The following is a 16,076-nucleotide window of genomic DNA, read 5'->3' as shown; positions in this document are numbered from 1 at the left end:
TAAACAATAAAATTTAAAAATGTTCAAGGAACGAAGATAATTAGTAATAAGTGTTTTCGTTCCTTTTTTGTTATCTTTAAATTTGTTTGGTTGTGATTGGGATTAAGAGCCAGATAATGCTTGGAATAAGTTATTTATAATGTTTAAAAGGTGAAAAGAGTTGATCTGTGGATGAAATAGAAAAAATAATTTTGAATACAGATATTAATTATTCAAGGAGGAAGGCTAATGAAGCAAAAAATACTCAATATCATCCATGTTTTTATGGTTTTGATAATGATTATCCCAAATTTAGTAACAGGGGTGGTTCATGCCGGAAATACAACTTTAAGGACAACATTACAAATTGTCAATTTGGATGATAATGATCAGATTAATCATGATACAGAATTTTGGGTGGGTCACAAAGTACCAGCTGCAGCTGATTGTGAAATTTCTGGTTCAGGAGCTTCCATTAAGCAACCGTGGTTAAGACTTACTGTTCCAAAGAGTGCGGATATTACATCGCCGACTTTTATTGATTCACAAAAAGCACAACAAACAATTCAATTTTCTTATGGAGCAAATGCTTCGAATGCTCAATATGAAAAAGCAATGCGGTTATTTAAACAAGGTAAAAAGTATGTCTATGATTATCAAGGTTTGAAAATTGAAACTAAAACTGCTAAAGAAATGTATATTAAATTAAAAGATGCGTTTCATTTAGATATTGAACATAATTATTATGTTTTATATATGTTTGATGAATTAGCAGGGGGAGCGCGGGTAACATTCCCATTTCCGTTTGAAGTAAAAATTGATCCGACAAATAACGGAGATACTCTAACAGTTAAATTTGATATGTTAGGTGGTACGGATCACCAAAAAGTATTATATAAAACAGAAAAAACATATAAATTCCGTAAAACAGATTTTAAATATAACTATTCTGATATTCGTGCTTATAATCCTGATTCAAGAGAGCCGTTAAACAGTGGTAAAAAAATTGATACCAATACTAATTGTGTAAATATTTATGATGTTAATGTAGATGAAGGAGCTAAAACAACTGGAAAACCAGGGAAAGATGTTTGGATTTATTGGTCACCGACAGTTTTATTAACTAAAAAAGAATTAGAAGGTGTTAAAAAAGTTTCGATTCATCGACCTAAAAATCTTAAAACAGTTGTTCATTTACCAAAAGGGGTTAGTTTAGCTGATAAAGCTGGTAAAAATTGGCAATGGAATGAAAAAGATCGCACTATGACGTTAATTACAACGAAGACAGGAGCTAGTGGGCCTGATTGGCGAATGAATGATCATTATGGTCAATATTATTGTCCAAAACTTTTGTTTACAGATATTCCATTTGGGAAAATAGTTGACTTACCAGTTGAATATTATGTGGATGCCGGGTTACCAACAGAACGAGCATTACCAAAAAGAGTAGCACATGTGAAATTTAGAGGTATTGAGTTTAAAAAGAAACATGGTTTAGTAATTTATAAAGATAATCTTAACAGTAGGAGTTCTAAGCCTTTTAAATATTGGTTGGATGAAGGTAAATATACTATTTTAGGAGATCAATATTATGATAAGTATGGTGATTCACAAAATAAACATGGTTTATTTTATGTTACACATTTAAAGGCTAATAATAATGGATCTAGTTTAACTAATAAAGATAACGGGATTGTTGAAGCTGTTTCATCTGTTATTGATGTTTTGGAAACAAGACAAAAAAATAAACTTTACTATTATACTTATGAAGTGGCCTCAGTCGAACCTAACGGTAATTTAAGTAGTCAGCGAGGCCAAGAATTAAAACAAGAAGTTATTAAACAAATTAATTCTAAAAATGTTTTATACGGAATTAAAGAAGATGGTAGTAAAGAAGTTATTGCCAAAAATATTAAGTATCAACAAAAAATTACGATTGATGATAAGCAAAGAAAATACGTTAAATTAAGTTTAGAATTTGAAAAACCATTAATTTTAAATAATATGAACCTTCAATTCTATACTGGAACACAACCGACTAAACAAGTGATTCAAGATTTTAAAGATCGTGTTTATAAAGATAGACAAACTTATTATGGACAAGCAAATCTAGTTCATAAAAGTGGTGTTGGTTTAACTCAAAATACGTCTCAGAAAGGTTTTGTATTAACAACAGATAGTTATAGTGGTGGTTATGGGTATACAAGTTTAGAACCATTAGCGCCGCGTGCGTATGTAACTGATAGTGGCAATCAAACAGTAGCTTATTCTAGTACAGGCACATATTTAACATATCGTAGTGATGTTCGTTTTAATTGGAATTTAGGTAATTGGGGACCATTGAGTAAAAAACCAGTCAAAAACGTTAAAGTAATTCAGTTATTACCACCAGCGTTTAAGTATCATAAAGTAGCGTATAAAAGCGGTCCAACCTTGAGTAGTAAAGAACCAACAATTATTCAAAATTTTAAAAATACTGGCCGAACAGCGGTGATTTATGATGTGGAAGAGTTTATTCCTGATAAAGATGGTTTTAAAGATTTAGATATTAGAACAGAAATTGAAGCTACACCACAAGCCGAACGTGGAAATAATCTTATTGAAACATTTGTTGTCTATCCCGATAACGATATTATTAAACCGTATATATCTAATATTGAATATATTGATAAATTAGATTTGAATAATAATGGTGATCGTAATGAAATTTTGATGCGTGCTAAATCATATATTAATTACATTCCACCATTGGAATTAATTACAAGTAAACGTGTTGGTTATACAGCAGCTGCTGATAATATGGGATTAATGGCTACAGGTGATTTAGGATATAGTTTCTATTATGAATTGAAAGTTTATAATAATACGATTGCTGATGCTAAAAATGCTTATGTAATTGATACATTCCCATTTGTTGGAGATCATTCGATTGCACCAAATCAAAAGGGGATTTACACACTACGGCAATCAAAATTTGCTACACCATTAGTTAAAGCTTTAGAGGATATTCCAGCTAATAAAAAATCTTTAGAACGATTTGCGGTGTATTATCAATTAGTGCCACAAGGAAAAACATTTAAAGCAACGCGTGATGGTAAGTGGTTAACTAAAGATCAAGTTAAAGATTTTTCTCAAGTAAAAAGTATAAAACTAGAATTAAAACCAGGACAAGTTGTTAAGTCTAAAACAGAAGTAAGATTTGTTGTAGAATGTAAGATTCCTTATGATAAAAAATTAATTGCTAATCAAGATACTGCTGTGAATTCGGTGGCGATTTCAACGGATGGCACAATTTATTCAGAAGGTAATACCGTTAGTGTTAATTATACGAAGTATGAAGTGAGCGGGACTATTTTTAAAGATTTAAATAAAGATGGTTTAATGCGCGCGGATGAAGATGGTGTTGCTCGTCAAAAATTACAATTAATTGATGTCAAGACAGGGAAAGTTGCTAAGGATTATCAAGGAAATGATATTCCAGCTACAACGACAGATGAAAACGGACATTATCATTTTGAAGTTTTCCGACGTGGACAATATGCGGTTCGGTTTGTAAAGACGGCTCAGATTGACATGACTAAGAAAAATTATGATCATAATGTAAAAGCAAGTAATGCTCAAACTATAAAAGCAACTGCAGCTACATCGTATGAATTTGAGTTATCACCAATGCAACCAACAGCGATTGAAAACTTTGGGATTGTTTCAGAAAAACGGAATGTGAAACTGTTGAAAGTTTCTTCTGAATTAACGGCTGATCAAAGTGGTAAGTTAATAATCAAAAAACCATTATTAGGCGCTAAATTTACTTTGATTAATAAAAATGATCCGAAGATTAATTTTGAAGCAACAACAGATGTTAATGGTCAATTGGAATTTAAAGATGTACCATTTGGAAGATATATTTTAAAAGAAGTTAAAGCACCAACTGGGTTTGAGCAAATTTTAAATCAAGCAGGGCAAGAAATTGTTGTTTCGGATAAACCATTAGCTCAGATTGAAATTAAAAATAAACCAATTAAACGAGATGTTAGTTTGAAGAAGATTGACACTGATACACATAAACCTTTAGCAGGTGTTGAATTTGGTATTTTTGAAAAAGATTTAGTGACTAATAAGGTAGCTACGAAACCAATCCAAAAAGCGAAATCTAATTTGCAAGGTTTGGTTGAATTTAAGGATATTGCTTATGGTTCATATATCATTAAAGAATTAACAACTTTACCGGGTTATGTTTTAAATCATAAAGACATTGCAGTAACTATCGATCAACCAGGTAAGGCAGTAATTAATTTAGGTGAAGTTACTAATGAGAAGATTAAAGCTGATGTCAAAGTTACAAAAGTAGATGCTGATACAAAAGAAAAATTAGCAGGTGTTGAATTTGGTATTTTCGCCAAAGATGATAAAGGACAAGTGGCAGCGAATGCTTGGGCTATTGAGAAAACAAATGACCAAGGGGTTGCGATTTTTAAAGGCGTTCCATTTGGTGAATATGTTGTGAAAGAAATAACTCCAAAACAGGGTTATCTTTTATCACAAGTTACTAAAGATGTGAAAATTAGTAATGCTACAATGCAAGATTTAGGTGAAGTTACTAATGAGAAGATTAAAGGGCAAGTAGAAATTACAAAAGTTGATCAAGCTGATCCAACAAAACTATTGGAAAAAGCAGTCTTTACTTTAACAAATCAAAAAGATCCAAAAATCGTCTTTGAAGCAACGACTAATGCACAAGGTAAAGCCATCTTTAATGATGTCCCATACGGCAAGTATCAACTAACTGAAAAAACAGCACCGATTGGGTACAATAAAGATCGATTAGATAAGAAATTATCTCAGATTGAAATCAAGACTAATCAACAAGTAATAAGAAAACAAGTGAAAAATGCCAAGATCACCGGAACTGTGAAGTTTATCAAGGTTGATCAAGATCATCCAACTAAGACTTTAGCAGGTGTTGGTTTTGAATTACAACAAAATGGACAAATGAAATATCAAGCAAATTCTAATGCTAAAGGTGTTGTAGAATTTAAAGATGTTGCATATGGCGTATATGATTTGGTGGAAGTTAAAACATTACCAAGTTATAAAGGCTTGCCAAAACAAAATCAAGCTGTCCAAATTACAACACAAGATCAAGTTGTTGATTTAGGTCGGGTTGCTAACCAAATTAAAAAAGGACAAGTTAAATTGGTGAAAGTTGATCAAGCTGATCCAACAATTAAGTTGGCCGGTGTTGAATTTGGTTTATATCAAAAAGGTCAACAAAAATATCATGCAACAACAAATGCACAAGGTGAAGTGATTTTTAGTGGCGTTGAGTATGGTAAATATCAACTTAAAGAAATTAAAACTTTAGAAAATTACAACTTAAGTAAAGTTGAAAAAACAATTAACATCGATGCTGATCAAAAAATTGTTGATTTAGGTCAAATTACTAATCGCTTAAAAATGGGTCAAATCACAATTAAAAAAGTAGATATCGATACTAAAGAAAAATTAGCTGGTGTAACTTTTGCGTTGTTCCATCAGGGACAAAAAATTGCAGAAGATATTACAAATCAAAATGGTCAAGTAACTTTTAACAATGTGGTTTATGGAAATTATGTTGTAAAAGAAATTAAGACTTTAGAAAATTATGTATTATCACCAACTGAATATCAATTTGCGATACGTGAAGATGGTAAAACATTAACTAAAGAAGTAACTAATCGCAAAATTAAAGCTGATATTATTGTAAATAAAGTTGATCAAGCTGATCCACAAATCAAAATTGCTGGCACAGTGTTTGGGTTATTCCAAAAAGATCGAGAAATTGCACGAGCAACGACTGATCAAAATGGTCAAGCGCATTTCAAACAAATTCCATATGGTAAATATGAGTTGAAAGAAATAGTCGCTAATGAAGCTTATAATTTAACGAATGAAGTTAAAGTGGTTGAAGTCAAAAAAGATCAAGAAATCATTCAAGCAGGTGAATTTAAGAATACTATGAAAAAAGGTACTGTTAAATTTGTGAAAGTAGATCGTGATAATCACAGTAAAGTCTTGTCGGGTGTTGAATTTGAATTACAACAAAATGGCAAAACTAAATATCGAGCAGTATCTGATGAAAATGGTGTTGTTGAATTTAAAGATGTTGTATATGGTAAATATCAACTAAAAGAAATGAAGACGGTGAAAGGTTATATTTTACCAACTGAAATTAAAGAAGTGGTGATTATGCAAGAAGGACAAGTTGTTGATTTAGGGCTAATTACAAATCAAAAAGAACCAATTAAAGCTCAAAAAGTTTTACCAAAAACAGGTGAAACACAAAAAACAGTGAATATTTTATGGGGAATACTTGGTTTAGTGATAGCCGGAGGAATGTTGTTATTCCGGAGAAAATTAACTGCTTAGTTAACGATTAAACTTAGCTTTCAAAGTTAGTGACATGCTGAAAAAAAGGACACATGAGTAAAAAATACTTGTGTGTCCTTTTTTATGCTAGTATTTTCAAAATAAAAAAGCTATACTTTTAAAAAGTAAAGAAGAATAAGGCTGAGGGTAATGGAATGGATGAAAATGATTTAGTAGTAGAAACGGTCTTACTAGCAGGGAAAATTATGATTGAAAGTGGCGCTGATATGACGCGTGTTGATGATACTTTGAAACGAATTGCTGCCAATGCTGGTGCAGAAGATGCGAAAATATTTGAAACAACAACCGGAATTGTGATGTCGATTCCGCATAAAAAAAGAGCACAAGTTGAAACTATTGAAAAGAGAACGATTAATTTAGGGAAAGTAGCTCAAGTGAATGATTTATCACGTGCTTTCCAAGCAAAAACAATTAGTCTGGTGGAAATGAAAGAAGAATTATTGAAGCTTTGTGATGCACCGGCGTTTTTTGCGATGTGGTGGCAAATTTTAGCGGCTGTTATTGTAAGTAGTACTTTAGCTGTAATGTATGGTGCTTGTTGGCAAGATTTTGTGCCAACGATGCTTGCCAGTGCAGTAGGTTACTTCTTATTTTATTTTATTAATAAGAATTTTAAATTTAGATTTGTTAGTGAATTCGTTGCAGCCGTGGTGATTGGTTTAACAAGTATTTGGATGGTTAAACTAGGTTTTGGTGTTAATGCTGGTTTAATTATCGTTGGTGCGTTAATGCCGTTAGTTCCAGGGGTTCCTATTACTAATTCTGTGCGGGATCTTTTAGCTGGGCATATTTTAAGTGGTTTAGCACGGGGAACAGAAGCGTTGTTGGTGGCCGGTGCTCTTGGATTAGGGATTGCCGTTGTTTTTCGGTTTATGTAATAAGGAGAAAAGAGATGAAATTTTGGGTCATTAATATTGTTTTTAGTTATTTAGCGACAATTGGTTTTGGGATTATTATTAACGTACCAAAAAGAGCTTTGAATGCTTGTGGGATTGTAGGAGTTTTAGGGTGGATTGTATTTTTAACCGTGAAACATTTTACATATGGAGCAATGTTAGCTAATTTAAGTTCAGCGTTTGCGATTGGGTTATTTGCGATTGTGGCAGCTCATTGGCATAAAATGCCGATGATTCTTTTCAATATTCCTAGTTTAGTTCCACTTGTACCAGGGGGCCAAGCCTATCAAGCGGTGCGTAATTTTGCTTTAGGTAATCATGATTTAGCTATTTCATATCTAGTGCAAGTTACTTTAATTGCAGGGTCTATTGCGATGGGCTTTTTCTTAGCGGAGTTAGTATCACAAGTGTATTTGAAATATCGGTATCGAAATTAAGGGCGTAAAGTGTTAAGTTCGCTATTTTGAAATCATCTTGATACAATTAGTGCTTAAGATCAATAAAAGGAGATAGTATATGTTTAAAGAATTTAAAGAATTTATTTCCCGTGGGAATGTGATGGACTTAGCAGTTGGGGTTATTATTGGGGCTGCGTTTACAAGTATTGTTAATTCATTGGTTAATAATTTAATTAATCCATTATTAGGTATTTTTATTGGTAAAATTGATTTATCAAGTTTAGTTTTTAAAGTTGGTGGAGCAACATTTAAATATGGTTTATTTTTAAATGCAGTTATTAACTTTTTAATTATTTCATTTATTGTCTTTTTAATGATGAAAGGCCTTAATAAATTAATGCCAAAACCAGCACCTAAACCTGCTGAACCCAAAGCAACACCTGAAGAACTTTATTTAAAAGAAATTGTTGAATTATTGAAAGAAGAACGTCAATAAAGACTAAAAAAGCAGTCATTTTGTATAAATGACTGCTTTTTTTGCTTGTTATTTAACGATGACCTAAAATGAAACTTATAATTAAAATCACTAAAACTAAAGTGGTAATACCAACGTATAAATAATCTTTCTCTTTGAGAAAGGCATAAATTGAAATAATGACACGTAAAACAGGTGTTAAGATTAAACAAAAAATTCCAAACATCATAAAGGCGTATGCTTTACCATGGAAGAGTCCAGTGAAAATAGCTTTTAAAGTAGTTGGGAAATGATTGCCAGGATAGCCACCCGTGTGAGTAATTAATAAAATGATAAAACCGATAATCATAAATGTTGCGGCGATAATGACACCTACGCGCATGATTTGACCAATGACAATTTCGACATCATGCATTTCCTTGTCTAGTTGTTGATTTTGTTTTTGTTGATTCATTTAAAACACCACCCCGAAAGATTTTAAAGCCATTTTCAAACCTAAAAATAGTAATAGTGGAATGAAAATTAAACGAATTGTTTTAGCGGGTAAATGTTGCATAATTCGACTGCCAATGGGTGCTCCAACGAGAATACCTAAAGCTAAAGGAACAGCAATATCAGGTCGGACTGATCCGTTGAAAAAGTATACGGTAGCACTTGCTGCTGCGGTTACACCCATCATTAAATTACTTGTGGCAGTAGATGGTTTAAGAGGGATATGCATGGCATTATCCATCGCCATCACTTTAAAAGCGCCAGAGCCAATCCCTAGCATTCCTGAAGCTAAACCAGCACCGAACATAATTGATAAGCCGGCAGGGATGTGTTTTACTTGATAATCAACTTGTTTTTTTAAGTTTTTATCATAATAAGAACCATTTAGCTTGAATTTAGTTGCTAATTTATCAGGGGTGCTACTGTGATAAACTTCGTCATTTTTACGGAGTTTACGATACATGTTATAACTGGAAAAAATTAATAAGCTCCCAAATAAAAAATATAAAAAGCGCGTGCTGATTAAACCAGTTAAGATCGCTCCGATTACGGCACCAATAGTAGTGGCGATTTCTAAAAACATAGCAACACGTAAATTTAAGACATCATCTTTTAAAAAAGCGATAGTTGCACCAGAGCTAGTTGCAATAACAGCGATGATACTAGCACCAATGGCATATTTAATATCAAGACCTAACGATAAAGTTATAATAGGTGTGATAATCATTCCGCCACCAATACCTAAGATAGCACCTAAAGTGCCTGCGAAAAGACCGACACCAAACATAAGCAAAGTGAAGTTTACGGCCATAAAAAGACCTCCTTGAAAAATAGATTGTGCATAACTCACTGATGGTGTAATCATAACATATTAAAAAAAGCCGGTAAAATAGTATATAATGAATGTAATAGTTGAATTATAAAAAGGGGAATAAATATAAAAAATGATAACATGTCAATATTGTGGCCGTCATATCGCTACTGATGAAATGAATTGTCACCACTGTGGAGCTCATCAAGAACGATTTGATGTAGAGAATGAAAAGAAAAATTGTAAGAAATGTCAGCAAGAAATACCAGTTAATGCTAATTTTTGTCCTTATTGTGGTCAAGATCAAGCTATTTTTGTGCGTAAAACACAACCAGAAAAAGAAGTTGAACAAGACATGGTTGATGATGCTCAAAAGAAACAAGAAGAAATTATTATTCAAAGTTTAGCTGATTTATCTAAATTAGCGGATGATGCTATGTTAAATAAAAAATTAGCTGATCAAGGTTTACTTGTTAAAAAATTACCTAAAAATGAATCAAAAAAACCAGGTTTAATTACTTCGACTAAATTACTTTTGAAAGATACATTTATTATGGATAAAAGAATGGGTCGGGCTGATTTTTGGTGGGGGAATTTAGGTTTGTTACTTTTAATATTACTATACGCTTGCTTGATGGGTTATTTATTAGTTCATTTTGATGGTGGTTTAGTAATGAAAGGTTCAATCTTAAACGCCACTTTAAAATGGAATGCAGCACCACCACCTGCATGGTTTATGTATTTTTGGAATTTTAGTTTATGGATTTTATATCCTTTCGTTTCTTTAGTAAGAATGACAGCTATGGTGCGAAGATTACATGACTTAGAGCGGAGTGGATTATTAGTAATTTTAATCTTATTAATGCCATTTTTCGGAGAATTAGTTGTCTTATTGATTTGTATGGCACCACAAAAAGTAACTAATGATCGTTATACATTTAAAACACAACGAGCAAGAATGTTAGATAAATACAACGGAAAGTAAAAAACGTTGATAGTTTTCAGTTTTTAAAGTCGTTATAATAAGAAGGTAGGTGCATTACTTGTTAGAAAATAAGCAATTAATTTTGCGAGCTTTTTTGGCTGATGATTTAGCGGATGTGTTTGCTTATACAAGTCAAACAGCAGTTGCTCAAGGAGCTAATTTTCCGGTTGTTACTGATAAATTAAGTGCGCAAGCTTTTTTAAGACAGTTACAACAAGAAGGTAGTTATGCGGTAGTGTTGCGAAAGACTCAACAAGTAATTGGCCATTTAACGATTTATCCGATGGATTCAAGGGATGAAACTGATAAACAATGTGAACTAGGTTATGCTTTAAATCAAGAATTTTGGGGATATGGCTATGGAACACAGCTTATTCAACTCATTTTAGCTCGATTAAAACAGCAAGAATATCAATCTGTCTTTGCTGTTGTAGCCAGTGATAATATAGCTTCACAACAGATTTTAGTGAAAAATGATTTTCACGCGGAAACAGTTTTACATTTACCAAGTGTTTTACAATTAGAAAACGCCTATCCAATCGTTTATCGTAAAAATTTAAATTAATTTTGGTCAAAGGGGGTGAAGGGTATGCAATTAACAAAAGGTTTTGAACAAGCGGCGTGTATTATGGTTTTATTAACAACACAACGCCGTGATATACCTTTATCATCACGAGTTATTCATCAAAGAATTAAAGGATCGCACACTTATTTGCATAAAATTATGCGAAAATTAGTTGTAGCTGATTTAATTACTTCGACAGCTGGATTGCGTGGTGGATTTCAATTGGCGCATGCACCTTCGGAAATAACTTTGTTAGATGTTGTTCATGCGACAGCTGGGAAAGTTAAAACATATCCCGGGTTTGGGTTTATTGAACAAGTTTTCCAAGAATTTCAACCTTATTCACAAGATGGTGTTTTATTAATGGAACAAGCATTTGCTGATGCTGATCGCCAATGGGAAAATTCTTTGGCACAAGTAACTTTAGAACAGTTATTGTGTGATATATTCCAAGTTAAACAAATTACACCAATTGATTGGAATCAAGTTGAGCCGGTTAAAGAAAAGTCATTTATCGAAAATTTAAAAACGAATTTACACAATGAAAGCAAATCTGAATAGTCGGATTTGCTTTTTTGTTGCAAATACAAGCAAAATAACAGTAAATAGCTTTTATTTTAAAGGTTATTTGTTATAATGGAACAACAAGTTAGCCGACTAAGGTTGGTTAAATTGCTTTTTTTATATATACAGATAAAATTTCAACTGATCAGATTTGAGGAGGAATAAGGTTGGAAAATAATAATGAGATTAAAAGGTCGCTAAAAACGCGGCACTTATCGATGATTGCCTTAGGTGGTAGTATCGGAACTGGGCTATTTGTTGCGAGTGGTTCGGCAATTACGCAAGCAGGTCCAGGTGGGGCTTTGTTAGCCTATGTCGGGATTGGCTTAATGGTTTATTTTTTAATGACGAGTTTAGGTGAGATGGCAACTTATCTACCTGTAACAGGGTCATTTTCAACATATGCTACACGCTTTGTTGATCCAGCGTTTGGTTATGCAATGGGATGGAACTATTGGTTTAATTGGGCGATTACATTAGCGGTGGATGTTTCAACAGTAGCTTTGTTAATGAAATTTTGGTTTCCAAGTATCCCTAGTTGGATTTGGAGTACAGTAGCTTTAGGATTAATCTTTTTAATCAATGCTTTATCAGTAAAATCTTTTGGTGAAACAGAATACTGGTTATCATTAATTAAAGTTATTACAGTTATTGTTTTCTTAGTCATTGGATTTTTAACTATTTTTGGGATTATGGGTGGTCATGCTACATATCTTGAAAATTTTGTTTATAAAGATGCACCTTTTGTGAACGGTGTTCCAGGAATTTTAGGTGTATTCGTTGTAGCGGGATTCTCTTTTCAAGGGACAGAGTTAATCGGGATTACAGCCGGTGAATCTGAAACACCTGAAGAAAGTGTTCCACGTGCGATTAAACAAGTTTTCTGGCGTATTCTATTGTTTTATATTTTAGCTATTTTCGTGATTGCATGTATTATTCCTTATACAAGTCCTTATTTATTAGGTTCTGGTGCACAAGATATTGCGATTAGTCCCTTTACATTAGTGTTTAAAAGAGCAGGGTTGGCTTCAGCAGCGTCTGTGATGAATGCAGTTATTTTAACATCAGTTATTTCATCTGCGAATTCCGGAATGTATGCTTCAACTCGGATGTTATACTCTTTAGCTAAAACAGGTGATGCTCCACGTGTGTTTAAGAAGATTAATCAACGAGGGATTCCTTATCCCGCTTTATTAGGAACAACTGCAGTTGGATTGTTTACTTTCTTAACAAGTGTATTCGGTGAACATATTTATACATTTTTAGTTAGTGCTAGTGGTTTGACGGGTTTTATTGCTTGGTTAGGGATTGCAGTGTCACATTATCGTTTCCGAAGAGCATTTAAAGCGCAAGGTCATGATTTAAATGAGTTGCGTTATCGTGCAAAATGGTTCCCTGTTGGCCCAATCTTATCATTTGTGTTATGTATTTTAGTTATTTTAGGTCAAGATTTACAATCATTTGCTGATTTTGATTGGCAAGCAATTATGGTGACATATATGTCAATTCCATTATTCTTAATCTTGTTCTTCTATTATAAAATTAAACATAAAACAAAATTAATTCCATTAGAACAAGTAGATTTAACTCGTCCAAATATTACATCTAAAAAACAAGCAACAGAAAAAATGGCTGAAGATGTAATTAGTGAAATTACAGCTGTGACACCAGATGATTTTAAACAAGAAGATGACAGTAAATAAATTTTATTCTACTTGCTATTTCAGTTAAATCATATTATTATGAAATTAAATATTGATCGAAAATCCAAGTTTGCCATAAGTAAGCACTCCAGAGACATGATGGTTGGTGAGAATCATGAGCTGAAACTCCAGTAAACGTTATCGGATAGTAGGTAATGCTACTCGGGCAACCGTTATCTTGACAAAGTGCAATGCAAATTGAACTTGGGTGGTACCGCGAAAAAGTCTTTTCGTCCCAATTGGGGATGGAGAGGCTTTTTCTTTTTGATCAAATAAATTTTAGGAGGAATTATAATGTTAGATATTAGAAGTATTCGTCAAAATCCAACTGAATATAAAGAACGTCTTGGTTTACGTGGTGTGAAAGCAGAAGAAATCGATGCTTTATTAACAGCCGATGAACGTCGCCGTGAATTATTAGTTGAAACAGAAACTTTAAAACAAGAAAGAAATGAAGTGTCTGAAGCAATTGCGCAAGCAAAACGTAATAAAGAAGATGCAACAGAACAAATTACAGCGATGCGTGAAGTTGGGGCTAAAATTAAAGCGTTAGACGAAGAATTAAATGAAGTTGACGCACGTGTGAAAGATATGGCTGCTCATTTGCCAAACTTGCCAAACCCTGAAATCCCAGTCGGACCAGATGAAGATTATAATGTTGAAGTTCGTACAGTTGGTGAACCTAAGAAATTTGCATTTGAACCAAAAGCTCACTATGAAATTGGTGAAGATTTAGGTATTTTAGATTTTGAACGTGGTGCAAAAGTTTCTGGTGCACGTTTCGTTTATTATAAAGGTTTAGGTGCTAAATTAGAACGTGCAGTTTATAACTTTATGTTAGATGAACATGATAAAGAAGGTTATATCGAAATGATTCCTCCTTATATCGTAAATGCTGCAACAATGTATGGTACAGGTCAATTCCCTAAATTTAAAGAAGATGTTTACCAAGTAAATGGTGAAGATATGACTTTAATTCCTACAGCTGAAGTTCCATTGACAAACTATTATCGTGGTGAAGTAATTCCAAGTGAAGAATTACCAATTTACTTTACAGGTTTAACACCATGTTTCCGTTCTGAAGCAGGTAGTGCTGGTCGTGATACTCGTGGATTAATTCGGATGCACCAATTTAATAAAGTAGAAATGGTTAAATTTACAAAACCAGAAGATTCATACGAAGAATTAGAAAAAATGACTGAAAATGCTGGTAATATTATGGAAAAACTTGGTTTACCATACCATGTAATTACATTATGTACTGGTGATATGGGATTCAGTGCTGCTAAAACATATGATTTAGAAGTTTGGATGCCAGCACAAGATACTTATCGTGAAATTTCTAGCTGTTCTAACTGTGAAGATTTCCAAGGTCGTCGTGCTCAAATTCGTTACCGTGATGAAGAAGGTAAATTACAATACGTTCATACATTAAACGGTTCAGGTTTAGCTGTAGGACGGACAGTGGCTGCAATTTTAGAAAACTATCAAAATGAAGATGGTTCTGTAACAATTCCAGAAGCATTACGTCCATATATGGGTGGTTTAGAAGTAATTAAATAAATCATGATCATTGAAATATGACACTCGTTGCTTGAGTGTCATATTTTTTTGTGTTTATAATGTTATTAGCATAAGAAGAAAAGAGTGAAATAAATGACAACTTTTTATTTTGTACGACATGGTAAGACGGAATTTAATTTGGTGAAAAGATTTCAAGGTATGGAAGATTCACCTTTATTGCCTCAAAGTTTAAAAGATGCAACTAAAGTGGGCGAGTTTTTAAGTGATGTTAATTTTGAAGCTGCATACTCTAGTCCGCAACAAAGAGCGGTGACTACAGCTGAATATATTTTGGCAGAGAATAAACATCCTGTGAAGCTAGAAACAGTTTATGATTTACACGAGATCGCATTTGGCGAAAGAGATGGAATGTTGGTTGAGAATTATCAAGATGATGAACAAATGTTGAATTTTTATCAACATCCAGATTTATATGATCCAAGTTGTTTTGGTGGCGAAAGTTTTTATCAAGTTATTGAGCGGACGCAAAAAGCATTAGCTGAAATTCAAGCGCGGCATCCACAAGGAAATGTTTTAATCGTTGCTCATGCAGTCGTGATTACCTTTGTTGTAAAATCTTTATTAGGAATTGATGTTCAAGATATTCAAAAAGAAGGTTTGGTGACAAATACTAGTGTTACTAAATTAAGTACACCTGATTTTCAAGCTTTTTCATCTGATTTATGGAATGAAACAAGTTTTTTGAAATAAATTGAAAAAATAGTTTAAAAAGGGTTGACCTAGAGTTTAAAAGTTGTTAATATAGTTTTTGTCGTTGAACGGCGGTTATAAAAACTGCTTAAAATGATTGAAAAAAGTGCTTGACATTGTTAAGATATTTGTTAAAATATTAAATGTTGATTACTTAAACAAGTTAATAACTTTTAAATGTTTTTCAAAAAAGATTTAAAAAGTTCTTGACTTAATAAAAAATAATTGATATACTAATTAAGTCGTTTCGCAAGAACGATTAATTAAAAAAGTAGATCTTTGAAAACTGAACAAAGTTTCGACAAACCAAATGTGTAGGGTCTCTTGTTTTAAACAAGAGCAACAAACATTTGCGAAGTCAATTCGCTAGTAAAAAATAATGAGTCACAAATTCAAATTGAGAGTTTGATCCTGGCTCAGGACGAACGCTGGCGGCGTGCCTAATACATGCAAGTCGAGCGCAAAGTTTTATCACCGGATGCTTGCATCCACCGATAAAACTTTGAGC

12 protein-coding genes and 1 rRNA gene are annotated in these 16,076 nt (G+C 32.9%); 11 read left to right on the top strand and 2 right to left on the bottom strand.

The window, feature by feature from the left end; genetic code table 11:
• Positions 1-228: 228 nt before the first annotated feature.
• The 4 genes from G540_RS0101840 to mscL all read left to right on the top strand — a co-directional run bounded on the left by G540_RS0101840 (position 229) and on the right by mscL (position 8,195).
• On the top strand, positions 229-6,384 hold the full coding sequence (locus G540_RS0101840; protein WP_027106628.1) for a SpaA isopeptide-forming pilin-related protein: 6,156 nt from the start codon (positions 229-231) through the stop codon (positions 6,382-6,384).
• Positions 6,385-6,539: 155 nt separating this feature from the next.
• On the top strand, positions 6,540-7,283 hold the full coding sequence (locus tag G540_RS0101835) for a threonine/serine exporter family protein (RefSeq protein ID WP_027106627.1): 744 nt from the start codon (positions 6,540-6,542) through the stop codon (positions 7,281-7,283).
• A gap of 14 nt (positions 7,284-7,297) precedes the next feature.
• The gene (locus tag G540_RS0101830) at positions 7,298-7,738 is read left to right on the top strand and encodes a threonine/serine exporter family protein (protein ID WP_027106626.1); all 441 of its coding nucleotides are present in this window, start codon (positions 7,298-7,300) and stop codon (positions 7,736-7,738) included.
• 79 nt (positions 7,739-7,817) lie between these two features.
• Positions 7,818-8,195, top strand: coding sequence for a large-conductance mechanosensitive channel protein MscL (gene mscL / locus G540_RS0101825; RefSeq protein WP_027106625.1), 378 nt, complete (start codon positions 7,818-7,820; stop codon positions 8,193-8,195).
• 52 nt (positions 8,196-8,247) lie between these two features.
• Here the strand turns inward: mscL and G540_RS0101820 are convergent, their stop codons facing one another.
• Both G540_RS0101820 and G540_RS0101815 read right to left on the bottom strand, forming a co-directional pair.
• Positions 8,248-8,628 (bottom strand): DUF1634 domain-containing protein, encoded by a 381-nt coding sequence (locus G540_RS0101820; RefSeq protein ID WP_027106624.1) that lies wholly within the window; start codon positions 8,626-8,628, stop codon positions 8,248-8,250.
• Positions 8,629-9,477, bottom strand: coding sequence for a sulfite exporter TauE/SafE family protein (locus tag G540_RS0101815; RefSeq protein ID WP_035463502.1), 849 nt, complete (start codon positions 9,475-9,477; stop codon positions 8,629-8,631).
• Between the two features lie 133 nt (positions 9,478-9,610).
• Between G540_RS0101815 and G540_RS0101810 the strand changes: the two genes are divergently transcribed.
• The 7 genes from G540_RS0101810 to G540_RS07510 all read left to right on the top strand — a co-directional run.
• Positions 9,611-10,462 (top strand): zinc-ribbon domain-containing protein, encoded by an 852-nt coding sequence (locus G540_RS0101810; RefSeq protein WP_027106622.1) that lies wholly within the window; start codon positions 9,611-9,613, stop codon positions 10,460-10,462.
• 58 nt (positions 10,463-10,520) lie between these two features.
• Complete coding sequence (locus G540_RS07210; RefSeq protein ID WP_051188921.1) at positions 10,521-11,027, top strand: GNAT family N-acetyltransferase; 507 nt, start codon at positions 10,521-10,523, stop codon at positions 11,025-11,027.
• Between the two features lie 24 nt (positions 11,028-11,051).
• Entirely contained in the window at positions 11,052-11,588 is a 537-nt protein-coding gene (locus tag G540_RS0101800; protein ID WP_027106621.1) for an Rrf2 family transcriptional regulator, read from the top strand.
• A 221-nt stretch (positions 11,589-11,809) separates the two neighbouring features.
• On the top strand, positions 11,810-13,294 hold the full coding sequence (locus tag G540_RS06850; RefSeq protein WP_051188925.1) for an amino acid permease: 1,485 nt from the start codon (positions 11,810-11,812) through the stop codon (positions 13,292-13,294).
• Between the two features lie 294 nt (positions 13,295-13,588).
• Positions 13,589-14,857 carry a serine--tRNA ligase gene (gene serS / locus G540_RS0101790; protein WP_027106620.1) on the top strand — a complete coding sequence of 423 codons (1,269 nt, stop codon included), beginning with the start codon at positions 13,589-13,591 and terminating at the stop codon, positions 14,855-14,857.
• 93 nt (positions 14,858-14,950) lie between these two features.
• Positions 14,951-15,568, top strand: a complete 618-nt coding sequence (locus tag G540_RS0101785; protein ID WP_027106619.1) for a histidine phosphatase family protein — start codon at positions 14,951-14,953, stop codon at positions 15,566-15,568.
• Between the two features lie 393 nt (positions 15,569-15,961).
• A 16S ribosomal RNA gene (locus G540_RS07510) occupies positions 15,962-16,076 on the top strand; the annotation flags it as partial.

This window comes from Ligilactobacillus ceti DSM 22408, assembly GCF_000423245.1.
Taxonomy (GTDB): Bacteria; Bacillota; Bacilli; order Lactobacillales; family Lactobacillaceae; genus Ligilactobacillus; species Ligilactobacillus ceti.
This window is presented reverse-complemented; position numbering and strand designations above follow the sequence as displayed.

Coding starts and splice junctions, on each gene's coding strand:
- G540_RS0101835 (WP_027106627.1), top strand. CDS start 6,540: ATGGATGAAAATGATTTAGTAGTAGAAACGGTCTTACTAGCAGGGAAA.
- mscL (WP_027106625.1), top strand. CDS start 7,818: ATGTTTAAAGAATTTAAAGAATTTATTTCCCGTGGGAATGTGATGGAC.
- G540_RS0101810 (WP_027106622.1), top strand. CDS start 9,611: ATGATAACATGTCAATATTGTGGCCGTCATATCGCTACTGATGAAATG.
- serS (WP_027106620.1), top strand. CDS start 13,589: ATGTTAGATATTAGAAGTATTCGTCAAAATCCAACTGAATATAAAGAA.
- G540_RS06850 (WP_051188925.1), top strand. CDS start 11,810: ATGATTGCCTTAGGTGGTAGTATCGGAACTGGGCTATTTGTTGCGAGT.
- G540_RS0101800 (WP_027106621.1), top strand. CDS start 11,052: ATGCAATTAACAAAAGGTTTTGAACAAGCGGCGTGTATTATGGTTTTA.
- G540_RS0101785 (WP_027106619.1), top strand. CDS start 14,951: ATGACAACTTTTTATTTTGTACGACATGGTAAGACGGAATTTAATTTG.
- G540_RS0101840 (WP_027106628.1), top strand. CDS start 229: ATGAAGCAAAAAATACTCAATATCATCCATGTTTTTATGGTTTTGATA.
- G540_RS0101830 (WP_027106626.1), top strand. CDS start 7,298: ATGAAATTTTGGGTCATTAATATTGTTTTTAGTTATTTAGCGACAATT.
- G540_RS0101815 (WP_035463502.1), bottom strand. CDS start 9,477: ATGGCCGTAAACTTCACTTTGCTTATGTTTGGTGTCGGTCTTTTCGCA.
- G540_RS0101820 (WP_027106624.1), bottom strand. CDS start 8,628: ATGAATCAACAAAAACAAAATCAACAACTAGACAAGGAAATGCATGAT.